The following is a 24,062-nucleotide window of genomic DNA, read 5'->3' on the forward strand; positions in this document are numbered from 1 at the left end:
TTTTAAAAATTTATGAAGGAAATTACCACCATATGTTGAATAGTACATTATAGGTATGAAAGGAGATAGGCAATATGAAGGCAGCGGTATTTCATGGACCTAATCAATTAAAACTTGAAGATGTGGAAAAACCAGAAATAAATGATTTTGAGGTACTTGTAAAGGTGAATGCAAGTGCAGTATGCGGTACCGATGTACGGATTTTTGAAGGAAAAAAGACAAAAGGTGTCAGAACCCCTTCTATTATTGGTCATGAGCTAGTCGGAACGATTGAAGAAGTGGGCGCACAGGTTAAGGACTTCTTTGTCGGAGATCGAGTGGGCGTGATGCCGGTTATTCCATGTCGGAAATGCTATTACTGCTTAAACGGGCGAGAAAATGTTTGCGCCAACCGAACAGCTATTGGCTATGAGTTCGATGGTGGTTTTGCGGAGTATGTAAAGATCCCAATCACGGCATTAGAAGCTGGAAATCTAGTGAGCATTCCTGATCATATTTCCTTTGAAGAGGCAGTTGTAGCAGAGCCGCTTGCGTGCTGTATCAACGGTCAGAGAAAAGCGAATGTCAAAATGGGTGATGTCGTTGTCGTGGTTGGGGGAGGGCCAATTGGACTCATGCATGTCCAATTAGCGAAAATTGCCGGAGCGAAGACGGTCATCTTGAGCGAGCCGATCGCCCATCGTCGTGAAAAAGCGTTACTGGCAGGTGCCAACCTTGCTGTGGACCCTCAGAACGAATCCTTACAGGATCTTGTCCTAAGTGAAACAGATGGGCTTGGAGCAGATGTTGTAATCATGGCCATTGGCGTTCCGTTCATCGTCAATTCCAGTGCGAACCTATTGAAAAAGGGAGGCACCTTAAACTTATTTGCTGGGTTCACTAAAGGTGTCATGTCTGAAATTGATCCGAACGTCATTCATTACAATGAAATTAATGTGAATGGTACATCTGCTTTAACGCGAGCGGATTATTATAAATCCATGTCACTTATAGCTGCTGGTCAAATTAATACAGAAGTATTAACGACAAAAGGATACACCTTAGATGATATTGAGCAAGCGATCGTAGATGTACGAAACGGTAATGGAATGAAATCAGTTATTACTCAATAAAACTATTAAAATATGAGAATGGGAGTGTTTTATTATGGCATTTTTAGGAAAAGAAATTCGGATGAATCGTTTATTGAACCAAGAGTCAGGAAAGCTTTTAGCTGTAGCTGTTGACCAGGCAATGGCACGCGGAATCTTCGATGAGCTTATGCCCATTCAACGGAAAATGGATGAAATTGTAGCCGGAGGTCCTGATGCCATCACGATGCACAAAGGAATTGCCGACCTATGTTATCGCCCGCATGCAGGTAAAACCGGATTTATTCTCAAATGCTCTACGTTTTCGCCTTGGCAACCAAACTATGATGCATGGGTGACAGAAGTAGATGAAGCGGTGCGTTTAGGTGCAGATGCTGTTTCCATGGGTTGTATTGTGGGAGGAGATGACCAACCAGAACAACTCCGAAATTTAGGAATAATCGCGGGTCAAGCAGCGGCCCATGGATTACCAATGATTGCTCATATTTATCCACGAGGAAACCAAATTCCGGAGGATGAAAAGAATAGCTGGAAGCATGTTGCATACGCAGTTCGTGCTGGTGCTGAGCTAGGAGTAGACATTGTTAAAACAAAGTACACAGGAAATCCAGAAACATTCCATAAGGTAGTTGAATCTACGCCCGGGAAGGTAGTTGTGGCTGGTGGAGATAATGGGAATAACATAGAAGACTATTTCCAAATGGTTTATGATGTAATCGATGCTGGTGGAACAGGAATAACTTTTGGTAGAATAGTATGGAATAATCCTAATCCAACTGCAGTGGTAAAAGCGTTTAAAAATATTATCCATCATAAAGGAACGGTTCATGAAACACTCGAACTTTATAACGAGTTAATGAACACACCTGCAAGTGTAAACTAAAAATTAGGTGATAAATGATGTCTCACATTATTGGAATTGACATTGGCACGAGTGGAATCAAAGTCGGAGCAATGAATAAAGAAGGTGTAATGGCTTACCTAGAGTACCAGCCATACTCCCTTCTTTATCCCCAAAAGGGCTGGGTAGAAATTGACTTAAAGGATATTTGGTGTAAGACGAAATCGTTGCTTTTGAAAGTGTGGCATCAAGTAGAAATGGAGGGTACGATTGATGCCGTTTCCCTTTCTACTTTTTGCAATTCCTCTGTATTTTTAAATGAAAAGGGAGAGCCTTTATCTCATGGGATTATGTATTTGGATCAACGAAGTAAAGCTGAAGCAGACTGGATCAAGGATGTAGTGGGTGAAGACCTGCTATACGAGGTAACGAGGAACCGGTTAGAGCCAGGAATGTATACGGTTACAACCCATTTGTGGTTCAAAAAACATCATCCAGACCTATATGAACAGACGCATAAATGGGGAAATCTTTCTACGTTTATTCTACACAAGCTCACTGGTTGTTTTGTCATGGACTGGACTCAGAGCTCTTTCACAGGAATGTATGATGTTGTAAATTATCAATGGTCGTCAAAAATTTATGAGAAGGTCGGGATTGATGGAGAGAAGCTGCCAAAGGTCGTCGACCCTCATTCGATTATAGGAGATTTGATCCTCCCGGGAGTTTCCTCCAAGGGCACCGTTCCGGTTGTTGCGGGGGCTGCGGACACCTCATGCTCTGCCGTGGCATTAGGGGTTGGAATCAATGAAATGTTTGAGTCTGTTGGGACATCCAATGTGTTAACGGTTTGCACAGATCAGCCCGATTGTTTAGATAGTCGCTTTTTGAATAGATGTCACGTGATCAAAGATCGTTGGCTATCACATGGAGCGATGTCGTTTCCAGGTGTATCGATCCAATGGTTTTATGAGCAATGGTTAAAACCAGAGGGACACACAAAAGCTATTTTTGAAGATTTATGTAAACAATCTCCTATAGGAGCCAATGGTGTTTTTTTCCTTCCTTATATGCAAGGTGAACGGTCCCCAATTTGGGACGCCAATGCAAGAGGGGTTTTTGCTGGGATTCATTTGAACACATCGAAGGCGGATATGTTTCGCGCCATTTTAGAAGGCTGTTCCTTTGGACTGAGACAAATCTATGAAATTATTGAAACCAACTACAAACTTCAGGTAGATCACTTTTCTTCCATTGGCGGTGGTTCAAAGAATAAGGACTGGGCTCAAATCAAAGCCAATGTGTTAAACAAGTGTATTCATATTAAGAGCATTTCTGAAACAGGCGTATTAGGTGCCTGTTTAATAGGTGGAACAGCAATTGGCTACTTTTCTTCATTAGAAGAAGCGGTGGGAAAAATTAATAATCCAACGGTTTGTCAAATAGAACCGAAGCAAGATCAGTTACAACCCTATGATCGTTTGTATCATGTCTTTTTGGAATTATATCCTTCATTAAAGACATTTTTTGCGATAAGTGCTGCCCAAAGCTTGAAAGGGGGAGAATGAGTTGAAATGTAAGGTTTATGTAACCAGAAGGCTACCCGAAGAAATGATTGATAAACTTTCAAGCCATTTTGAAGTCACAATGTGGGAGGAGGAAGAAATCCCTGTTCCTAGAGAAGTGCTACTGAAGGAAGTAGAAGAAGTGGACGGCCTTATTTGTCTTTTAACTGATTCCATTGATGAAGAGGTGCTAACGAAAGCCCAGCATTTAAAGGTGATTAGTTCGTGCTCAGTTGGCTACAACCATATCGATGTTCAAGCGGCTGCTAAAAGAGGGATTGTGGTGACCAATACACCGGGAGTATTAACAGAAACGACAGCCGATTTAACGTTTACGCTGTTAATGACTACAGCCAGAAGAGTGGTCGAGGCCTCCGATTTCTTACGTAGTGGGGAATGGGGAGCATGGTCTCTGATGCAGCTAACAGGGCAGGATGTATATGGGGCCACATTAGGTATTATTGGGTTTGGAAGAATTGGGGAAGCATTGGTTAAGCGGGCAAAGGGCTTTGACATGAATGTTCTTTACCATAGTCGGACACGAAAAGAGGAAAAAGAAGAAGAACTAGGTATTCACTATGCGGAGTTGGGGGTTTTGTTACAGCAATCCGATTTTGTTTGCCTACTCTTGCCTTACAGCCCAGAGGTTCATCACTTGATTGGGAAAGAAGAATTGTTGCTGATGAAACGTACAGCCATCCTCATTAATACGGCACGAGGTGGTATAGTTGACGAAGAGGCATTATATCAAGCGTTAAAGGCTGGGGATATCTGGGCTGCCGGGCTCGATGTTTTTGAACAAGAACCCGTTCCGTTAGATCATCCATTGCTTTCCTTACCGAATGTGGTCATGCTACCCCACATAGGAAGTGCTTCTATTCAAACTAGAATGAAGATGGCGAGGTTAGCAGTTGATAATCTAACGAATGTTTTAACTGGTGAGGAACCGATTAACCCAATTTTTGTATAGTAAAACGCATGTGTATAAAGGCTTGATTCATAATGACTTCATGGAGGACTTTAAGTGACTTATCAATTAAATGAACGTTTTAAGATGTTTACCTTAAATTCCAATCGAAAGCTGGCTACGGAGATGGCTCAGCTATTGGGTTGTGAGCTGGGGAGATGCTCTGTATCACGGTTCAGTGATGGTGAAATTCAAATTAATATCGAAGAAAGTGTCCGCGGCAGTGAGGTGTATTTAGTTCAATCCACTTCCCAGCCGGGGAATGAATATATTATGGAGCTTCTAATCATGGTTGATGCATTGAAAAGGGCTTCAGCTAAAAACATTAACGTAGTTATTCCTTATTATGGATATGCTCGCCAAGACCGAAAGGCTCGTTCACGCGAACCGATTACAGCGAAACTTATTGCCAACCTATTGGAGACTGCTGGGGTGACAAGGGTGATTACAATGGACCTTCATGCTCCGCAAATTCAAGGTTTTTTTGACATCCCTGTTGATCAACTAATTGGTGTTCCGATTCTTTCACAGTATTTTGAGAATAAGGGATTGGAGGATATGGTCATTGTGGCACCCGATAATGGCGGGGTTGTAAGGGCGAGAAAAATGGCGAGCCGATTACATGCACCTATTGCCTTTCTTGATAAAAGACGTCCAGAACCGAATGTAGCCGAAATCATGAATATCGTTGGGAATATCGCTGGCAAAAATGCCATTATTATTGATGATTTAATTGATACAGCAGGCACCATTACGTTAGCTTCTAGCGCTCTCATGGAAAATGGAGCAAAAGCGGTGTATGCTTGCTGCACTCATCCTGTTCTCTCTGGGCCAGCAATCAGTAGAATAGAGGCATCGCCAATTACAGAGCTAGTGGTCACCAATACCATCGAACTTCCTGAAGAAAAAATGATTAACAAAATTACCTCCCTATCCGTAGGACCACTCCTAGTAGAGGCAATCGCCAGGATTCATAACGAAAAAGCAGTTAGCCCATTATTTGAATAAATGGGGGTCGTTGGATTAACGTTTTTCATTTGGAGTTGAAGGTAAAAAAACCTATAAGCTTAAACCAAGAAACTGCCTCTTTAAAAGGGGTAGTTTCTCGGAAGGCTAAACTTCTCAATGAAATTTTAGTAGGCAATTAGCATTATAGAATGAAATGTAAAAACCCCCTTATGTTTCAAATTTATGAGGGGGTTATAACTAATTTGAAAAAATTGTTTTTATTAAAAATTATGAAAGCACTTCTGCTGCAATTAGTCTATAAGATTCCATGCGGTCCTTCGGAGAGTGAGTAATCGTCACCAACATGATTTCATCCGCCTTAAATTCAGCTTGTAACTGATAAAGTTTATTAGCGACCTCTTGCGGATTGCCCACAATCATATTTTGTTTCATTTGCACTAATTTTTCTCTTTCTTTTTCATTAAGTTCATAATTTTTAGCTTCTTCGATAGAAGGAACATATTTGCCTTCACCTTTATCTTTTTGCATGGCCCATATAAGTGTACTCAACGCAATTTCTTCTGCTTTTTCCGTAGTTTCTGCACAAATCGCGGAAACTGTTAACAATACTTGAGGAAATGGACCGTGTTTCTTTGGTTCAAAGGCATCTAAATATTGTTCAATGATAGCGGCTCCGTTATTTTCGCTCATAAACTGACCAAATGCATAAGCCAAACCATTTTTAGCTGCAAGTAAAGCACTTTTTTTACTTGTGCCAAGGATCCACGGCATTGGTGGCACTTGTGGCATTGGCGAGGCAGTTATTTTTGAAAACTCATGATCTTCAGGAAAATCATCATGGAGAAAATGAAGCAGTTCTTCCACTAAATTTGGCATTTTCCATACCTGTTGTAAAAAGTTATCTGATAAAGCATTAGTGGCTTCAGCAGAACCGCCGGGTGCACGGCCAATGCCAATATCGATGCGATCCGGAAACAATGTAGCCAGCAAATTGTAAACCTCTGCCACTTTAAAGGGTTTATAATGAGGCAATAGGACAGCCCCGGAGCCGATCCGGATCTGTTTTGTATGAACTCCAATATAACTAAGCATCACTTCAGGGGCAGAGCAGGCAAGTCCAGGAAGATCATGATGTTCGGCAATCCAATACCGCGAATACCCTAGCGCTTCACCAGCTTGCGCTAGCTTCACAGATTCATTCAACGCATCACTAGCAGTTTGATCAGAAGAGATGGGTGACTGATCTAATATACTTAATTTCACTAATCCATGCCTTCTTTCTTAATTTTTCACTTCGCGCAATGATAATGTAAAATCTCCAACCTGTTCTTTTTCATATAAGTTTGTAATTGAAGTGGAATATTGCTGAATTTTCCCTCTAAACGCTAAACCTCTATCAGGAACTTTTACATCAAAGACGCCTTCGTATAACAGTGTCGTAATGTCATGATATTTCTCACTCGTCACTTTGAAACCAATAATAATATTATGCAAACCATTGTCTGTCTCTTCTTTATAATGGTCTACATGAATCGATGTATCATTTAAGATTATTTCTTCTACCATAAAAATCAACCCCTTATGAAGTTTGTATGAAAGATAATAGCATTGATCCAATAGTGGAGCAAATCAAACTGACTATAATAATCAGTTTCAAGTATTTAGTTAATGTATGTTAAAAAAGTTCGGACAATCCAGGAAAGAAATCAGTCCACCTTGTCCGAATAAGGCTGTGATTCGGACAAACCTAGGTGAAATTCCTTACACCCAAATGATGTCATGAATTAAAAAAACTATAAATTTTATTGTTGACATTTTTAACTGTAACGATTAAATTTACAGTATAGAAACTGTAAAATTTTTTATTACATTTAATAAAGAAGCGATAACTCAGCAGTTTAATAATAACTGCGAGGTTTTATCGCCTAATTTCGGGGTAAATACCAAATAACCAAATAGGTATTGTACCGTATATTTTCCAACAAATATTTAGGAGAGTGAGTAAGGATGGTAACTCTTTATACAACCCCTAGCTGTACATCTTGTCGAAAAGCGAAAGCTTGGCTTGAGGAACATTCCATTGATTATATCGAAAGAAATATTTTAGCCAATCCGCTAACAGTCGAAGAGATTAAATCGATTCTTCGCTTAACAGAAGAGGGGACTAGCGAAATTATTTCAACTAGTTCAAAAACTTTTCAGGAATTAAATATAGATATTGAATCTCTTTCGCTTATTGAACTCTATACCTTAATAATGGAGAATCCTAAAATGGTACGCCGACCAATGATCCAGGATGAAAAAAGATTACAGGTGGGATATAACGAGGACGAAATTCGTAGTTTTCTGCCTCGAAAGGTTCGCACATACTTGTACAACGAATTGCAAAAAGCGGCAAATTAATGGTTCTTAAAGGAGGAAAAAGGAATGATCGAAGTATTCGTAACTGTTAATTATAAAGAAAAAAATTACGATACCAATGTTATTGTGAAAAAAGATACAGCATGGGAAAACATTCAACAGTTAGCCGAGGAACAAGTCAAAAAACAATGGGATATTTAAATCACTAACCATGAAAACCCTAATGTTTGACAAGATAATCTGTAACGTATACCATTACAGTACGTCATTAATATTGAAAAGATGCACACAATAGTATTAAGGTTTGTGTCGTTTCATTTCTTAGGAGGCAAGAACATGAATAGTGATTTTACCCTTGCCATTCATAGTTTGACTTATCTTGCGCTACAGCCGGACCGGATGTCAACAAGTGATGCTATTTCAGAAAGTGCCGGCGTCCATCCGGTACGGATTCGAAAAGTGCTGAGTTTGTTAAAAAAACATGAATTTATTAAAACCAAAGAGGGAACTGGCGGAGGATTTATTTTTGCGCTTGATCTAAATAAAGTGAACCTTTGGGATATATATAAGATTACTTCAGAAGGTGCTCTCAAGCCTAAGTGTCCTGAATCGAATCATAAGTGTATTGTCGGCGCCAATATGCAAAGTGTTTTATTCAGCATTTTCTTAGGTGCTGAAGAACATCTGGGTGAATATTTAAAGGATTATACCATGAAAGAGGTTGTCAATCTCGTTAGTAAGCGACTTTGACCGCAAATCTCTTTAATTAAAATGTAATAAAAAAAATTACAGATTTATCTAGTGGGTATATATGATTGGATGAAACTAAGAATAAATAAAGAAGGTGAGACGTATGTTGTCCATTAATACCATCTTACAACCAGGCGATTGGATCAAGGGAGAATCACGGGACGGGGAATTAATCATTGGTTATATTGAATCACTGTCACCTAATACTCCTGAAGGATTAGTAAAAGTAACGGTTGTAACTAGCGATAATAATGAAACGATTGGAAAAACAATCCCAGTTTTAAGCAAACGGGTTAAAAGACTTCCGGTTTCGAATGTGACAAACAAGGTACAAATAGAATTTCTCATAGACTTGGCCTTATCAACAGGGGATAAGGAATGGTTTAAGGAACTTACTTCCGAGTTAAACGCAATGAAGCAGCTTGTTAATGAAATGGAATAACACTTCTTTTTATAAAATGGAGCCAGAGAATGGCAGACAATAAATTCATTAAAATAGCGAACAATGCGAACAGTGCCAGTCACTGTTCGCATTGTTGTCACGCTTGTGGAAAAAGGCTGCGGTATTGTTCTATCTAAATTGCTCTGACCGAATTGGCTCTAATGCTAGCGGAAGAGCTACATTTTATAACTGTTGGTTTTCTCTGCATTCATTCATTAAATACTTTATACACGACCTGATCGTATTGAGGTTCAGGGTGTTCAATCTCTTACTTAATGAAGTGCCGTTTCATCAATTGAAGCGGTGCTTTTTTTCGTCCTATGGAATTACTGTCTAATCAGAAACTTCATATTTGTATGAAATGGGACAAAATATCTATGAATATATTTATGACATGCTACTTAGAATGGGGGAGTTAGTATGTCTAAAGTTATAAGTATTATTAACCTTAAAGGGGGTGTAGGAAAGACTACACTTACCATTGGATTGGCTGAGTTTTTAGTTGTTGAAAAAGACTATAAAGTCTTAGTCATTGATTTGGACCCACAAACAAACTCGACGGTTTCCTTGATAGGAGAAGATGAATGGGCATTGAGGAATAGTTCTAATAGAACTTTGTTTCATTTATTTAAAGACAAAATAGATGATACCAGCGATTTTGATTTAGAAAGGTCCGTTGTAAAAGGATGTTCTAACCTTTATGGAGGATTGTCTAATTTGCATTTATTGCCATCAAGTTTGGACTTCGTTCAAATTCAGGATCGGTTAATTAATATTGGCCAAACCGCTTTAATTCGTCCGATTGATGTACTAAAACGGTCTGTAAATGACTACATAAAAAATTATGATTACGTTTTAATTGATTGCCCTCCAAATTTAGGACTGGTCACACAAAATGGATTAAATATAAGTGATTATTACCTAATACCCACTATTCCTGATCATTTATCTACTTACGGAATACCACAAATCATATCCAGTGTTAACAGTTTTAATAGAAGAACAGAATCAAACGTTCAAGCACTTGGTATTATTGCTTCCATGTATCGTTCCAATGTTACTAGGCACCAAACTACCTTAATGAAAATGCAAACAAAAGCAGCTGCTGGAGAGCTACCAAGGCTGTTTGAAACCAGAATTCCTCTTGCATCCAAAGCGGCTGATGCGACTCATTTTGAAGCAGAAGGGGTAAATACAATAAAACAAAAATATGGTTCATCTGGGTCCCCTTTATTTGAAGCATTTTCACAAATAACAGAGGAGTTTTGTCAATATGTTTGATTATAATAATCCAAATATCAGGAAACAAATTGCAACTATATTTATAGCAATTGCCAAAAAGATCGAAGAAGATGACGAATTCGCAAAAAGTATACTCGGCTGTTTAGACGAAAGATCAAATGACATAAAAAATGCTCAGAAAAAGAAAAAGTCTTCACAGACCATCCCAAAAACCTACGATATGAATATTTTTGAAATGTATCAAAAGGATGGCCCTCATGGCCTATTAGAATTTCTCGCACCCTTAGATTTGAAAGATTTGAAAAGTTTAGTAGTGGAAAATGGTCTAGACCCAGCGCAGAAGGTAAGAAGATGGAGATTAAAAGAAAAGATAATCAAACATATAGTGGAAACAATAGGTAAACAGATGTCAAAAGGAGAAGTGTTTTTTAAGCAATAGGCGGTTCCGTAAAACTTTCTATTGAGGATTGTGGTGGAAGGATGAAGGTTTAAATACTTAAATTGAAAGGATAATAATATTATGTAAACAATCGTATGAACACTTTCATACAGATGAGGTGGTAAATTGATAAAGATTTTAATAGGAATAACGTCTTTAATATTTGTAATTATTGGTATGTTACACGTTTTTTGGGCATTTGGTGGAAGTTGGGGAGTAAATACGGCTCTTCCAACTAAAGATGACAGTGAATTACCAGTTTTACGACCAAGAATGTTAGGCACACTTTTTATCGGATTACTTTGCTTTTTTGCATCTGTACTTCTAATAGTTCAATTAGATTTGTTAGCAGCCATCAAATCCTCCCTTCTTTCAAAATGGCTTTGTATAGCTGGAGGAATTGTTTTCTTGTTACGTGCTATTGGTGAAGGGAAATATGTAGGTTTTTTCAAGAAAATCAAACATACTAGATTTGCAAAACAAGATACCGCCTTCTATTCACCTCTTTGTGTGTGGATTAGTCTCATTTTTTTTCTAGCATCATTTATATGAGGTTTCGACAATCTACATATGGATGAGCGAACTTTCAAGTGGTAAAATACATTTTCAACGGATTACGGATAAATGGCGAAATTCAACAATAAAAGAAATAGAAAATGAATTCCATTGTTTTTTCTATTGCTATATTTATGATAAAAACTATATTTATTTTTTCGGGAAGTATTTACAAATAGTAATGGGGAATGGCGAAAAGTGACTGTCACTTTTCGCCATTTTCATGGCTAAGAACAATCAGATCCGTCCCTATGGTCTAATGGAAAAATATAGTTGACAAAACATGCGGTTAAGGAATATATTGTAATTAACAATTAACAAAACGTTAATTAAAGAGGTGTGGAAAATGAAAACAAACAATAAATTTACAACCCCTGATGGCTATACTAGTGACATTGCTGTCTTTACTATCACATCTGAGATGATTGGTGAGTATAAGCCTCCGCTTAAAACATTGAAAACCATGCTGATTAAACGAAGTGAACACGATCATGAAGGCAATCCAAACGTCGAAGCAGGGAAGTGGGCATTACCAGGTGGATTTGTCCGACCAGAAGAGACTGCTTTTCAAGCAGCAGAACGCAGGCTTTTGGAGGAAACAGGTGTCGGTGGATTACGGATCAAACATTTTGGTGTCTATGATGAACCCAATCGAGATAGTCGGGGATGGATTATCTCCAATGCACATTATGTCATTGCGAAGGAATCAGACTTAAATAGTCCTAAAACAACCTTTGATGCAGCGGAAATTAAGCTATTTTCAATGGAGGAAGCACTAGAACTGGACCTGGCTTTTGACCATCGCAAAATTATTGATGATGCCATTTGGTTTATTCGAAAGGATATGGCGCTAACCACTTTGGCGAAGCATTTTCTACCTGATGAGTTTGTCCTTTCTGAGTTACAAGGGGTGTTATTAACCGTTTTAGATGACCCATCGATCTCGACAGATGCGGCATTTTTCAGGAAGGCTCCTACACTGCCGTTTATTGAAGCGGTATCGGAGAAAGGAAAGCTGAAAAAATCCAATCGCTATTCGAAAACGCCTGCACAGCTTTACCGTTTTAATGAGAGTCAACCGATTGTTTCAGTTTATAGAAATAAACTACAAAGCTAAGGGAGAGATCGAAATGGGCATATTCAAAAATTGGTCGCGATTTGAAATTATCTGGCTGCTTACCTTCACTTTGGTTAACATTTATTTATTCTTTGCATGGGAAGACTCACTCATCGGCTTAATTTCATCAATAACTGGCATGCTGTGCGTGGTTTTAGTCGCGAAGGGGAAAATATCAAACTATTACTTTGGGATCATTCAAACAGGAACCTATGCTTATATTGCCTACGGTTATGGTTTGTACGGAGAGGTGATGCTCAATGCGTTGTTTTACTTCCCAGTGCAATTCATCGGGATTTATCTGTGGAAAAAGAATAAAACAGATCATGGTGTCAAAGGTGAAGATGTAATCGTTAAGAGCCTTACGAAAAAGGGATGGCTATATACCATATTATTGATGTTAACTCTTATAGTGGGTTATGGATTTTTCTTAAAATTCCTCGGCGGTAAAGTTGTTTGGACGGATTCAGCCACAAATGTATTATCGATTGCAGCACAAATCTTGATGTTAAAACGATATACAGAACAATGGCTATTATGGATCTCTGTAAACATCCTATCGATTTTCCTATGGGTAACTGCTCTCGTTACGCAAGGTGGTAATGATTTTTCCATGTTAGTCATGTGGTCAGCATTCCTGGTAAATAGTGTCTACGGGTATATCAACTGGAGAAGATTATCGATCAAACAAGTGCAGGAGGCGGCGTAAATGACAGTTGGTTTTATCGGAGGAAAGTTCCTTCCACTGCATCTTGGCCATGTGTATGCCATTACCTATGCTTCATCCATGGTGGATGAACTTTACGTTGTTTTATCTCATAGCGAGATACGAGACAGGGAGCTATGTCGAGGTACTAAAATGGATTATATTCCAGCTAACATTCGCTTGCGCTGGCTTTCCCATTTAACAAAAGATATGCCGAATGTAAAAGCAATAGCCATTGAAGATGATCAAGATAATGACAACTACAACTGGGCAGAAGGTGCTTACCTCATAAAAGAGAAAATTGGAAAGCCGATTGATTACGTCTTTAGTTCTGAAAATGAATATAATGATATTTTTAAAGAGTTATATCCAACTTCGAAACACATACTAATTGATCCAATGCGTACGCATGTGAACATTTCCGCTACTGCCATTCGTAGTGAAGGCGTCTTTAAGCTTTGGGAGTTTATTCCTACTATTGTTAGACCTTATTTTGTAAAAAAGATTGTAGTGGTTGGTACAGAAAGTTGCGGGAAATCGACCCTGACGAGAAACCTCGCGAAAATTTACAATACCACATACGTTTCTGAATATGGCCGAACACTATGTGAAGAATTAGGTGGCTGCGACGGAATTTTGGTTGCGGAAGATTATCAAAAGATTGCCTATGGTCATAAGATGGAAGAATTTAAGGCCATTGAACAGGCCAATAAGCTAGTTTTTATCGATACAGAAGCCATCGTTACCCAATTTTATTCAAACCTTTACAATAATGAACATCAACCGGTGCTCGATGAAATGGCCAAACTACAAGATTACGCCCTTTGGATATTCCTTGAACCTGATGTGAAATGGGTGGATGATGGGTTAAGAGTGCATGGAGAGGAAACAGTCAGAGACAATAACAATCACCACTTAAAGGCATTATTAAAGAAGCATAACATTGAGTACCATCTATTAAAAGGAAACTATGAAAATCGATTAACAGGTGCAATGGGATTGATTGAAAGGTTGCTATTGAGTTGCAAATTTTAATAAATAGGGGGGATATAAATGGATGTAGAAGTTTTTGTTGGAGATTTAGATGATCCAAATTTTAATTATGTTAAAGGAAATTGGAACGGGAATTGTCCTAAACGAATCAGTGTTTTTTTTCCAAGTGCTTATAAATTATTTTTTGAAATCATAAACAAAATTGATGGTGGTCAATTGGAAGGGAAACAAACGGATTGGGGATCTTGGACGGCTCCTTTATACCCTGAGGAAATAATTGAAGTGATGAAAGAGTATTATGGCGATGAAAAATATTCACTTGAACAATCGATTAGGGAGATTGTTAACTTTTTGAAGGATTTACCCCAGGACAAAAAGTACGGCTTGGTTGCTTGTGAGATGCCTTAATTGTAAATGATAAAATAAATTTTTAAGGCGAACAGTGATATTCACTGTTCGCCATCTTTTATATCCCTAATATCTCAGCCAACTTCGATTGATCAAATCCTAAAACAACTTCTTCACTGTCTCCGTCTTTGATTAAGGTTGCTGGTGTAGCAGCAGCACCAAGTGCAATTATTTCTTGGAGATATTGATCATCTTTACGTATATCTCTTTCTTCAAACTCAATTCCATTTTCTTTGAACCATAATTTTTCCGCATGGCAAGGCGGGCAAGTTTCTTGCGTATAAATAATCACTTTTTTCATTTTGTTATTACCTCCAGTTCATTATGGTTATTGTATCATGGGAACAGAACTTTGGTGTTCAATTAAAATCTACTGGATTATCATTTGTTTAAATTCCCATTTATTTATTTTCCTAAAGGAAAATAATGTTAAAATATAATTACCACTTTTTGAGGGGAATGGTTTTTAGTGTTGAGATTTATTCATGACCTAGTAGGAGCTGTATATGATGTTTTTAAATTTATTATAAGGTCGATTAGCTATTTACTTGCAGGAATGATCATTGTAGCAATTCCGATGTATCTGTTTGTGTGGGTATTCGGTTTATTTCAGTAACATATAAAATTAACAGGGTACCATGGCTTTAGGGACTAAAAATAGAAGGTGAATAAGATGCTTCTAATTCAGATTGGGGCAATTATATTAGCGGTATTTATAGGATATATTCTAGCTAGAAGAGAATACAAAAAATTTACAGCGGCAGAAAAAGAACAGTTTCGAAAAGAACTAAAGAACCCTTTCCTGATCCTATTAAACGTCCTACATCAAATTGGATATTTTATATTTTTCATAGGTATTGTTTTTAATAATGACCCTATAAGATATATCGCATTTTTCTTAATAGGGACAGGTTGGATAATTGATGGAGCAAAGTTATACAACGTCAATAAAAAACGAGGGAAGATTCTGATAGTCATTGGGTCTATGGCGTTTCTAACCACTTCATTTTTTGCCTTAAGATCCTTTTGGGTTTTATCTTTAGATAAAGTCGTTGTACTTTATAGTTAATTCTATACCCGAACACCAATATATACTGAACACTCTAAAATATTGTTTTCTCAATTTTTGTGGGTGTTTTTTGTTTTGGGAAAAGGATAGTTTGAATCAGAATCTTGGGGACGGAACTTTGTTGTTCAATGAAATCTACTAGATTAACTTTTATATAAATCCCATTTTATAACATATTTTCTGTATAATAGAATTGTCGAAATATAGTTCCAAACATATGTATAGTGGATAAATTAAGTCCTAGGCGACAAATAACTATCAGTAGGAGTTTTTGAAGATGATATCAGAACAATCTCAGACTAGGAAACATCAAAATACATGGATTTTCCAAGGAAATCCTGATGATTTTAAAATAGATCAATATATTAGTGAAAACAATGAAATTTGGTGGTCACTGAATCAACAGCATTTTCTTGACCAAATTTCAGAAGGGGATCTTGTTTATATTTGGCGCTCTGATGGCAAGAAAAGAGGTACAGGCGGAATTATTGCAAGAGGGATCGTAAATGGAGAGCCAAGTTTAAATATTTCTCCAAGTAAATATTGGCTAAAAAAGCCAGATGAAAATGAAAAATTTCATATTCCAATTACAGTCGAAAACCATCTAATTAATGAGAATTACATACGAAGAACGGCACTAAAGGTACATCCCAAACTCAATGACTTATTAATACTGCGAATGGCTAACAATACAAATTATTTAGTAAATGATGAACATGCAAAATTACTTCATAAGCTTTGGGAGAAATATATAAAACTGCATACAAAGCAAATAAGAAGAGATGAACTAAAAGATACCGTACGAAATGATTTAGAAGCAGATAAAGCTCAATTTGACTCCTATTATAAAGATGGTGAAACGAAAAGCTATTATGGGAACCGTTATGAAAGGAAAGCAAAGAACCGCTTAAGAGCAATAGAGATACACGGAACTACATGTGCAGTATGTGGGTTTAATTTTGAAGAGGTGTATGGTGAAAATGGCAAAGACTTCATTGAAATCCACCATAAAAACCCACTGAGCACATTAGAAGCAGCAATTGAAATTGATCCAAGAACGGACTTAGTACCGGTTTGTTCAAATTGCCATAGGATGTTACACCGAGATAGGGAGAATGTGTTAAGTGTGGAGGAACTTAGGGTTATGATAAAAAGGAAGGTATTTATCTAATTTATATAAGAGGGATTGTTAATTTAATAACAAATGATAAGTAACTAATAGGAGAGTCTAAAATGAAAGAAATCCAACAAAAAGTGTTTGCTTTTCGTGATGAACGTGATTGGAAAAAGTATCATGATGAAAAAGATTTGGCCATTTCAATTTCACTTGAGGCAAATGAATTGCTTGAAAATTTTCAATGGCGCACAAGTGAAGAAGCAATCGTGGAATCCATACAAAACATAAAAGAAGAAATGGCCGATATTTTAATTTATCTTGTTCAGCTTGCTGATAAGTTGGAGATTAATCTAGAAGAGGAAGTATCAAACAAACTAGTTAAAAACGCTATTAAATACCCAGTAAGCAAAAGTGAGGATAGAGTTAAATGATTATTTATAATGAGACCTCTTCGAACTTTTTAAGCCATATTTATGAAAATAAAATTGGGTACGTTCTCAAGAAAAACGTTCTGGCCAAAATGAATAAAGTAGTTTCTTTGAGTGAATTGAGATCTTGGGAAAACTCCCTTCCCCAAATGGCTAAGGTTCTTAGAGATGCAGATTTAAAAGAAGATACACATGTACTTTTAGAGTATAAGCTGCCCTCATCTGAAAAAAGAATAGACTTTCTCGTCGCAGGACAGGACGAACAGGGGACAAAAAATGCAGTAATTATTGAGTTAAAGCAATGGCAGAAAGCGAAAGTGTCTGAAGGAGATGGGATTGTTCGGACGTTTTTAGGTGGTAGCGAACGGGAAACTGTTCACCCTGCCTATCAGGCATCTTCATATAAAAGGTATTTGCAAAATTTTAACGAGGCCCTATACCAGGACTCAACATCTATTCAGCTTCACTCTTGTGCCTATTTACATAATTATATTATGGCTAGTATCGGGGAGCCACTTTTGGATAAGCGTTACAGCAGATATATACAGGAATCTCCTGTCTACTTTCAATTCGATGATCGGGACTTGGTAAGGAAAATCCGAAAGTTGGTTTCAAAAGGGAACGGAAGGGAAATTGCAGAAAGCATTGAAAATGGAAAAATTCGACCATCAAAAAAGTTGGTGGAAACAGTTGGTTCATTAATAGAAGGTAATGAAGAGTTTGTTTTACTTGATGAGCAAAAGGTTGCCTATGAAAAAGTAGTTAGTAAATATAATCAATTCAAAGCACAGACTGACCAAAAGCATGTCATTATTATAAAAGGCGGCCCTGGTACAGGGAAATCTGTCATTGGATTAAATTTAATGAGTTATATGCTAAAATCGAAAGCTTATGTAGAGTATATCACACCGAATCAGGCTTTTAGGGAAGTACTTCGTAAAAAGTTAATTGGGTCTTCAGGTCATGTGGAAGTTAGAGATCTTTTTAAAGGATCTGCTTCTTACGTGCATGCACCTGAAAATTATTTTGATGTCCTCATTTGTGACGAAGCTCATCGACTAAAAGAGCAAGGACATATGAAAAAGAAGATTGAAGGAGAAAATCAAGTAACACAAATCATTAGATCCTCAAGAATAAGCGTGTTCTTTATTGATGATTTTCAGAAAATCTCTAAAAAAGATATTGGAAGTGTAAAAGAGGTAGAAAAAGAAGCGGCTAGATTTGGAGCAGCTATACATACAGTTGAACTTGAATCACAATACCGTTGCTCAGGGTCAGGAAATTATATCTCCTGGCTAGATAGTCTTCTTAATAATGACCAAGAACCATTTAAGCTAGAAGGAGATTTTGATTTTAAACTAGTTTCTAGTCCTCAAGAATTAAAGGAGGAAATAGTTGAAAAGCGTGGTGGCAGATTGTTGGCCGGTTACGCCTGGGATTGGACAAAAAATCTTGTGGATGGAAAGCTTGTTGATGATGTTGTGATCGAGGAACATAGCTTTGCTTTGCCATGGAATGACCCCAATAGAATTGACTGGGCCATTCACCCAGAATGTGCAAACCAAATCGGATGTATTCACACCGTTCAAGGTTTAGAAATGGATTATGTTGGTGTGATTATTGGTAAAGACCTGGGCTACGACGAAGAAACAAAAAAGCTAATCATAAGACGAGATGAGTTTAAGGACAAGGGAGCAAAACCAGCAAAACCGAAAAAAGGTCAGATTGACCCACTTATTGAGCTTGTTCGGAATACCTATAAAACGTTGATGACTAGAGGAATGAAGGGGTGTTATGTTTATTGTTGTGATAAGGGGTTGGAAGGGTATATTCGATCACATATGTAGTTTGAAAATACGAATTACTAAGCACATCACATTGACGGTTCTAATGGGTTAAATGAGATTAGTTCGTACAAAAAAACTGTGTCAGTTTTCTTTTATATCATGATATTTGGAATTAATAAAAATATGATTGAAATATGTTATCAGTGCCGCTTGAGGTTGTAAAAAATATCAACAGTATCAACTCTAATGTTTGATTAAATGGTGAATTACATTGAACAGAATATGTATTACCTGTTAACGCCTATGATTAAGAATGTCCATAAATTAAGTATGGAGTTAGACTAAGTTCAACAAATTTTAATAAGAGAATATACACCAAAATGTAAACATTGAAGTAAATTTACACTATCTTGGAAGGGGTTTAACAAAAACTTATGATTAGTGTTTCTACTACTATATTCTATTTAACTAAAGAGTATTATTTCATGAAAGTTGACGTAAATAGTACCATCAATTTAAACCGAAGAGACTATTTCCTAAAAGCAGTTATGACAAGAGAAGAACAAATTGCTCTTATTACTTCATTTGGAAGAGTTCTGCTAATAGATTTAAGTAAGTTATCATTTCAAAATAAACTTTCAGATATGAAAATGAATCACATATCAGAATATTATACTTTATATAAATCTGAAGAAATTATAGAAGTATTAAACACCGAACTTAAAAATAATTCACTATTATATTCAGCAACTAAAAAAGGGAAGATATCAATTCAAGTAGTTAATGATATCGAATCAATGACTAAAACGATAGATACCAATGAAGAAGATCCGGTAGTCTCTGTGGGCATAGTATCAGAAACTAAAGGCAAACTTGCATTATTTACAAAAAGCGGAAGGGCACTAGTAACTGGTTTAGATAATATAAGAGCTAAGAATGAGCCTACAAAGGGAATAAAAGGTATAACCTTAGAAGATGGGGATGAGCTATTAGCTGCATTTTCTTTTGATAACATTGAACAAACATATTATTTTTTCATGACAGAGAATGGATATGGAGCAAAAATACCATTAAGCATTTTAAGAGAACAAAAAAGGGGTGGAAAAGGAAAAGTATATATTCATATTACTGAAAAAAACGGTAGACCTATTACAATAAAAAAAATAGTAGATTCTAAAGTCAATTTTATTTATGTAACAGAAAAATGTAAAATCAGTTACTTCAACAGAGGAGGAAGTAAGTCTTTAATTGAGCTACCAACTTTTTATAATATTATTCAAGGAGTTAAGATGATACCCTATGACGAGAAACCCATTTTCCTATCGGACATTGAACTCTTTAAATTAGGGCAAGTTTTAAAGAAGATAGAATAATCAACATATCTAGAATCTTTATTTTGGTTCAACCTATTCATTCTTGCAGACAAAGAATAGAACCTTTATTGGCTGTGTGGCTTAAACCTTTATTTGGGAAATAGTGACTTTTCTCCAGTTTTATAACAATAATATACACCCCTAATATATCAGCCAATTACGATTGGTCAGATTCTAGGATAAGAAATTATTATCTTTATATTATAATGAGTAACTATTAAAATATGGTTATAGAAGCATAAAATTAAAAACCAGCTATTAATAATTATTTTAACAGGAGGTAGAAGTTATTTGCTATATGAAAGTTTTCCTAATATACCACCTGTTATCAAAATAAGAGATTACCAACAAGATGCCATCCGAAATTGGTTTAGGAATAATTGCCAAGGATTATTGGAAATGGCAACCGGCACAGGTAAAACAATAACTGCTCTTAGTGCAACAGCGAAGTTATGGGAGGTAACTAATAGGTTAGGGGTTATTATCGTATGTCCTTACATTCATCTTGTGGATCAATGGGTAAAGGATATTAAACTATTTGGAATGTCACCCATAGTCGCGTATCAATCTAAAAGTTTATGGGAAGATTCTTTATTTACGGAAGTTAGTGCCTTTGAGTCTGGAATAATAAATCATTTTTCTTTAATAACCACTGTTTCTACCTTTTCCTCCAAGACGATGCAAGGTATTTTACAAAAGTTAAATTCTGAAGTTTTGTTTATAGCAGATGAGGCACATCATTTAGGAGCAAAGAAAAATAGAGAGTGTTTAATTTCTAGCATTCCATACCGGTTGGCTCTTTCAGCTACCCCAAATCGATGGCATGATGAAGAGGGAACAGACGAGCTTATTCAGTATTTTGGTAATTCGATCGTTTTTCAATTTGGTTTAGACAAAGCGATCGGCTCGTTTTTAACTGAATACTTTTATTACCCACATATTATTTATATGGATGAAGATGAAAGCGAATACTATTATGAAATTACGAAAAAAATTGCTAGGATCTCTGTTTTATCCGAGTCGGTCGAGGAAAATGAATCATTACAATCTCTATTAATAGAAAGAGCTAGAATTATTAGTAGAGCGCGTAATAAGCTAGCTGTATTAAAAGATCTGATGAAAAACAAAACTGATTCGAAATACAATATCATCTATTGTGGAGATAGCAAAGTTGACGGTGAAAAACAAATAGATGCTGTAGTAAAGTTACTAGGAAATGAACTAGACATGCACGTACATACTTTCACCTCTAGAGAGGATAAAGAAGAAAGAAAAGAATTACTTGATAGGTTTGAAAGTGGAGATCTTCAAGCTTTAGTAGCTATTAGATGTTTAGATGAGGGTGTTGATGTACCAGCAACACAAACAGCATATATATTATCTAGCAGTACAAACCCTAGGGAATTCATTCAAAGACGCGGAAGGGTGCTTAGAAAACATAACAATAAACAATATTCGTATATCCATGATTTTATTGTCATACCAAGGAAGTTAGAAGAATTAGAGACAATTGAACCAACTATCTTTAATATTGAGAGAAATATGATTAAAAGGGAACTAATACGATTTTCAGAGTTTGCTGATTTGGCTATTAATGGACCTACCGCCCATGAAACACTTTATGAATTGAAACATGCTTATAATTTACTAGATATTTAGGGAGAGGAATTCTTTGAGTATTGAAAAAGAACAAGTACAAAATATTTTAATGAAGCTGCCGGAAGAATATGCATTCATATTAAAGGAAATTTTAGAAGCGGAAAAAGAAATATTACACAGAAAAAATCTCCAGGGAACCAACATTATTGGTACGATTATGGATATCGTGAAAGAACGGGTGAAATAGTCCATGTTATTAGAAGAAATTAAATTAAAAAACTTTCGCCAATACTATAAAGAACAAACCATTCAGTTTTCGAAATCTACTAATCGAAACGTAACTGTAATTCATGGTGAAAACGGATCTGGTAAGACGGCATTATTAAATGCATTCAGTTGGTGTTTCTATGGAAAGATTGATTTGCCCAATGCTAACACCATTATTAATGAAAATTCGATTAGAGAGGCAAAGCAAAACCAGGAAATTGAATGCTCTGTAACTATTAAATTTAGTGATCACGATAAAATGTATACTCTTCAACGGAAAGTAGTTGCAAGAAAAGGGGATAACGGGAAAGTCTATTATGGTGAGGAAGAAGTGAAATTGGACTATAAGAAAGATGGTAATTCCGTATCCATATCCAATTCAACCGATGAAATCAATAGAGTTCTCCCAGAAAACCTTAGAACTTATTTTTTCTTTGATGGCGAACGGATTGATAATCTATCAAAGGATAATAGTACTGGTGAGATAAAGAATGCGATAAAAAATATTATGGGTCTAGAAATACTTGAAAGAGCGATTAAACATACTGGGGATGCGGGTACAAGGTTTAGAAGTGAATTAAAGAATTATGGTGATCCTAAAACAATTGATTTAATTGAACAAATCGAAAAAATAGAAGCAGAAAAATTAGAGCTTGAAAAACGGAAAGAGTTACTTGAAACAAATCTTAATGCAACAAAAAGCCAGATTAAAGATACTGAAAATAAATTGAAATTCATTGAAGGCTCTCAAAAATTACAACAAGAAAAAGAAAGTAAAGATGAAGAGCTAGAACGAGTTCAAACAGAAGCCAAGAAACTTCAAAAAGAGATTTTGGAATATGTTAGTAAGAATGGTTATTTAGCTTTTAGTTATACTCCTGTAAACCAGTCAGAAAGTATTATCAATGAAAAACAACTAGAAGGTTTTGGTATTCCAGGTATTCGCTCTTCAGCGTTTATTGATGACTTAATAGAACGTGGAATTTGCATATGTGGTACAGAGATAAAGGAAGATTCAGCTCATTATGAACATCTTCTAAAAATTAAAGAATATTTACCACCGCAAAGTTTAGAAGGAGCCATTATCAACTTTAAGTCGAGTATAAAAATTGTTAAGGATGCTCGCCAACGTTTCTATGATCAACTAAAAGAATTAAAACAAAAAGAAATTAAACTTCAAGGTACTGAGAGAAGATTACAAGAAGAAATAAAAGAAATTAAATCCAAATTAAACGAAAAAGATTCTGAGCAAATTTCTGGTTTAATAACAAAATTAGATAAACTTGAAGAAAGTAATAGCAGCACAGAAAGAGAAATTGGTGCGATTGATTTACAAATTAAGCAAGTAACAACTAAATTAAGAGAATTAGAGAATGAACAGAAAAAAACAAATACATTAGCAGAGAAAGCACAGAGCACCCAAAGACGTGTAGATGCCTGTCAAACCTTAGTCCATGTCATGGGTGAGATCTACAATATTCGAGAAAAATTAGTTAGAATACAATTACAAGAAAGAATTACCGAGGTTTATAAGCAATTCTTAAGGAAAGGATATGAAGTACGACTTTCCGAGCAATATGAATTAAATGTATATAACCAGAACAATAGTAAAGTTGGTATGTCACAAGGTGAACGTCAAATTACAAGTCTTTCCTTTATTGGTGCTATTGTAGACCTTGCCAGGGAACAATATAAGAGAGAAATTAAGGGAACATTTGAAGAAGGTGGCATTTATCCATTAGTCATGGATTCACCATTTGGTGCCCTAGATTCTGATCACAGAGAGAGAATTGCGAAGGGTATTCATAGACTATCAGATCAAGTTATCGTTATCGTTTCTACTTCTCAATGGCGTGGTGAAGTAGAAAAGCAGATGAAGGATTTAATTGGTAAGGAGTACCAACTACAGTACAACGACCCTCGAATTAATAAAGATCAACCATATGAATACACTGAAGCAGTAGAGGTGAAATAGG

At 36.4% G+C, this 24,062-nt stretch carries 28 protein-coding genes; 25 read left to right on the forward strand and 3 right to left on the reverse strand.

Annotated elements, in window-relative coordinates:
* Positions 1 to 74: 74 nt before the first annotated feature.
* The 5 genes from ABES03_RS16245 to ABES03_RS16265 are packed head-to-tail and all read left to right on the forward strand — an operon-like array spanning position 75 to position 5,472.
* Positions 75 to 1,112, forward strand: a complete 1,038-nt coding sequence (locus ABES03_RS16245; RefSeq protein WP_430118529.1) for a zinc-dependent dehydrogenase — start codon at positions 75 to 77, stop codon at positions 1,110 to 1,112.
* A 34-nt stretch (positions 1,113 to 1,146) separates the two neighbouring features.
* Complete coding sequence (locus tag ABES03_RS16250; RefSeq protein ID WP_430118531.1) at positions 1,147 to 1,974, forward strand: class I fructose-bisphosphate aldolase; 828 nt, start codon at positions 1,147 to 1,149, stop codon at positions 1,972 to 1,974.
* A gap of 17 nt (positions 1,975 to 1,991) precedes the next feature.
* Positions 1,992 to 3,500, forward strand: a complete 1,509-nt coding sequence (locus ABES03_RS16255; protein ID WP_430118533.1) for a xylulokinase — start codon at positions 1,992 to 1,994, stop codon at positions 3,498 to 3,500.
* Between the two features lies 1 nt (position 3,501).
* Positions 3,502 to 4,467, forward strand: coding sequence for a 2-hydroxyacid dehydrogenase (locus ABES03_RS16260; RefSeq protein ID WP_430118535.1), 966 nt, complete (start codon positions 3,502 to 3,504; stop codon positions 4,465 to 4,467).
* Between the two features lie 54 nt (positions 4,468 to 4,521).
* Positions 4,522 to 5,472 carry a ribose-phosphate diphosphokinase gene (locus tag ABES03_RS16265; RefSeq protein WP_430118537.1) on the forward strand — a complete coding sequence of 317 codons (951 nt, stop codon included), beginning with the start codon at positions 4,522 to 4,524 and terminating at the stop codon, positions 5,470 to 5,472.
* A gap of 228 nt (positions 5,473 to 5,700) precedes the next feature.
* Here ABES03_RS16265 and ABES03_RS16270 read toward each other — a convergent pair whose 3' ends face one another.
* Positions 5,701 to 6,696 carry an LLM class flavin-dependent oxidoreductase gene (locus ABES03_RS16270; RefSeq protein WP_430118539.1) on the reverse strand — a complete coding sequence of 332 codons (996 nt, stop codon included), beginning with the start codon at positions 6,694 to 6,696 and terminating at the stop codon, positions 5,701 to 5,703.
* Positions 6,697 to 6,714: 18 nt separating this feature from the next.
* Positions 6,715 to 6,999, reverse strand: a complete 285-nt coding sequence (locus ABES03_RS16275; RefSeq protein WP_430118541.1) for a DUF3219 family protein — start codon at positions 6,997 to 6,999, stop codon at positions 6,715 to 6,717.
* 441 nt (positions 7,000 to 7,440) lie between these two features.
* Between ABES03_RS16275 and spxA the strand changes: the two genes are divergently transcribed.
* The 11 genes from spxA to ABES03_RS16330 all read left to right on the forward strand — a co-directional run bounded on the left by spxA (position 7,441) and on the right by ABES03_RS16330 (position 14,446).
* Entirely contained in the window at positions 7,441 to 7,836 is a 396-nt protein-coding gene (spxA, locus tag ABES03_RS16280; RefSeq protein ID WP_430118543.1) for a transcriptional regulator SpxA, read from the forward strand.
* A gap of 24 nt (positions 7,837 to 7,860) precedes the next feature.
* Complete coding sequence (locus ABES03_RS16285; RefSeq protein ID WP_430118545.1) at positions 7,861 to 7,995, forward strand: BA3454 family stress response protein; 135 nt, start codon at positions 7,861 to 7,863, stop codon at positions 7,993 to 7,995.
* A gap of 135 nt (positions 7,996 to 8,130) precedes the next feature.
* A complete protein-coding gene (locus ABES03_RS16290; protein ID WP_430118547.1) occupies positions 8,131 to 8,544 on the forward strand; it encodes an RrF2 family transcriptional regulator in 414 nt (137 codons plus the stop codon).
* Between the two features lie 103 nt (positions 8,545 to 8,647).
* A complete protein-coding gene (locus ABES03_RS16295; RefSeq protein WP_430118549.1) occupies positions 8,648 to 8,986 on the forward strand; it encodes an IDEAL domain-containing protein in 339 nt (112 codons plus the stop codon).
* Between the two features lie 420 nt (positions 8,987 to 9,406).
* Positions 9,407 to 10,267, forward strand: a complete 861-nt coding sequence (locus tag ABES03_RS16300) for a ParA family protein (protein WP_430118551.1) — start codon at positions 9,407 to 9,409, stop codon at positions 10,265 to 10,267.
* Positions 10,260 to 10,667 carry a hypothetical protein gene (locus tag ABES03_RS16305; RefSeq protein WP_430118553.1) on the forward strand — a complete coding sequence of 136 codons (408 nt, stop codon included), beginning with the start codon at positions 10,260 to 10,262 and terminating at the stop codon, positions 10,665 to 10,667. Before ABES03_RS16300 ends, ABES03_RS16305 begins: the two co-directional genes overlap by 8 nt.
* 126 nt (positions 10,668 to 10,793) lie before the next feature.
* Positions 10,794 to 11,219 (forward strand): DUF3995 domain-containing protein, encoded by a 426-nt coding sequence (locus tag ABES03_RS16310; protein ID WP_430118555.1) that lies wholly within the window; start codon positions 10,794 to 10,796, stop codon positions 11,217 to 11,219.
* A 349-nt stretch (positions 11,220 to 11,568) separates the two neighbouring features.
* Complete coding sequence (locus tag ABES03_RS16315; RefSeq protein ID WP_430118557.1) at positions 11,569 to 12,339, forward strand: NUDIX domain-containing protein; 771 nt, start codon at positions 11,569 to 11,571, stop codon at positions 12,337 to 12,339.
* 13 nt (positions 12,340 to 12,352) lie between these two features.
* On the forward strand, positions 12,353 to 13,048 hold the full coding sequence (pnuC, locus tag ABES03_RS16320) for a nicotinamide riboside transporter PnuC (protein ID WP_430118559.1): 696 nt from the start codon (positions 12,353 to 12,355) through the stop codon (positions 13,046 to 13,048).
* Positions 13,049 to 14,080, forward strand: coding sequence for a multifunctional transcriptional regulator/nicotinamide-nucleotide adenylyltransferase/ribosylnicotinamide kinase NadR (nadR, locus tag ABES03_RS16325; RefSeq protein WP_430118561.1), 1,032 nt, complete (start codon positions 13,049 to 13,051; stop codon positions 14,078 to 14,080).
* Positions 14,081 to 14,098: 18 nt separating this feature from the next.
* The gene (locus tag ABES03_RS16330; protein WP_430118563.1) at positions 14,099 to 14,446 is read left to right on the forward strand and encodes a hypothetical protein; all 348 of its coding nucleotides are present in this window, start codon (positions 14,099 to 14,101) and stop codon (positions 14,444 to 14,446) included.
* Between the two features lie 58 nt (positions 14,447 to 14,504).
* Here the strand turns inward: ABES03_RS16330 and ABES03_RS16335 are convergent, their stop codons facing one another.
* Positions 14,505 to 14,747, reverse strand: coding sequence for a glutaredoxin family protein (locus ABES03_RS16335; protein WP_430118565.1), 243 nt, complete (start codon positions 14,745 to 14,747; stop codon positions 14,505 to 14,507).
* Positions 14,748 to 14,915: 168 nt separating this feature from the next.
* Here ABES03_RS16335 and ABES03_RS16340 point away from each other — a divergent pair, with 168 nt between their 5' ends.
* The 9 genes from ABES03_RS16340 (at position 14,916) to ABES03_RS16380 (ending at position 24,061) form a co-directional block, all read left to right on the forward strand.
* On the forward strand, positions 14,916 to 15,062 hold the full coding sequence (locus ABES03_RS16340) for a hypothetical protein (RefSeq protein WP_430118567.1): 147 nt from the start codon (positions 14,916 to 14,918) through the stop codon (positions 15,060 to 15,062).
* Between the two features lie 57 nt (positions 15,063 to 15,119).
* Positions 15,120 to 15,515, forward strand: a complete 396-nt coding sequence (locus ABES03_RS16345; RefSeq protein WP_430118569.1) for a hypothetical protein — start codon at positions 15,120 to 15,122, stop codon at positions 15,513 to 15,515.
* A 277-nt stretch (positions 15,516 to 15,792) separates the two neighbouring features.
* Positions 15,793 to 16,686, forward strand: a complete 894-nt coding sequence (locus ABES03_RS16350; protein WP_430118571.1) for an EVE domain-containing protein — start codon at positions 15,793 to 15,795, stop codon at positions 16,684 to 16,686.
* A 62-nt stretch (positions 16,687 to 16,748) separates the two neighbouring features.
* Positions 16,749 to 17,063, forward strand: a complete 315-nt coding sequence (locus ABES03_RS16355) for a nucleotide pyrophosphohydrolase (RefSeq protein ID WP_430118573.1) — start codon at positions 16,749 to 16,751, stop codon at positions 17,061 to 17,063.
* The gene (locus ABES03_RS16360; protein ID WP_430118575.1) at positions 17,060 to 18,907 is read left to right on the forward strand and encodes a DUF2075 domain-containing protein; all 1,848 of its coding nucleotides are present in this window, start codon (positions 17,060 to 17,062) and stop codon (positions 18,905 to 18,907) included. Before ABES03_RS16355 ends, ABES03_RS16360 begins: the two co-directional genes overlap by 4 nt.
* A gap of 425 nt (positions 18,908 to 19,332) precedes the next feature.
* Positions 19,333 to 20,220 carry a DNA gyrase C-terminal beta-propeller domain-containing protein gene (locus ABES03_RS16365; protein WP_430118577.1) on the forward strand — a complete coding sequence of 296 codons (888 nt, stop codon included), beginning with the start codon at positions 19,333 to 19,335 and terminating at the stop codon, positions 20,218 to 20,220.
* 291 nt (positions 20,221 to 20,511) lie between these two features.
* Complete coding sequence (locus tag ABES03_RS16370; protein WP_430118579.1) at positions 20,512 to 21,879, forward strand: DEAD/DEAH box helicase family protein; 1,368 nt, start codon at positions 20,512 to 20,514, stop codon at positions 21,877 to 21,879.
* A gap of 13 nt (positions 21,880 to 21,892) precedes the next feature.
* Positions 21,893 to 22,066, forward strand: a complete 174-nt coding sequence (locus ABES03_RS16375) for a hypothetical protein (RefSeq protein ID WP_430118581.1) — start codon at positions 21,893 to 21,895, stop codon at positions 22,064 to 22,066.
* A gap of 3 nt (positions 22,067 to 22,069) precedes the next feature.
* Positions 22,070 to 24,061: an AAA family ATPase gene (locus ABES03_RS16380; RefSeq protein WP_430118583.1), complete on the forward strand. Its 1,992-nt coding sequence runs from the start codon at positions 22,070 to 22,072 to the stop codon at positions 24,059 to 24,061.
* Position 24,062 lies beyond the last annotated feature (1 nt).

Source organism: Neobacillus rhizosphaerae, assembly GCF_050477885.1.
Lineage (GTDB): Bacteria > Bacillota > Bacilli > Bacillales > Cytobacillaceae > Neobacillus > Neobacillus rhizosphaerae_A.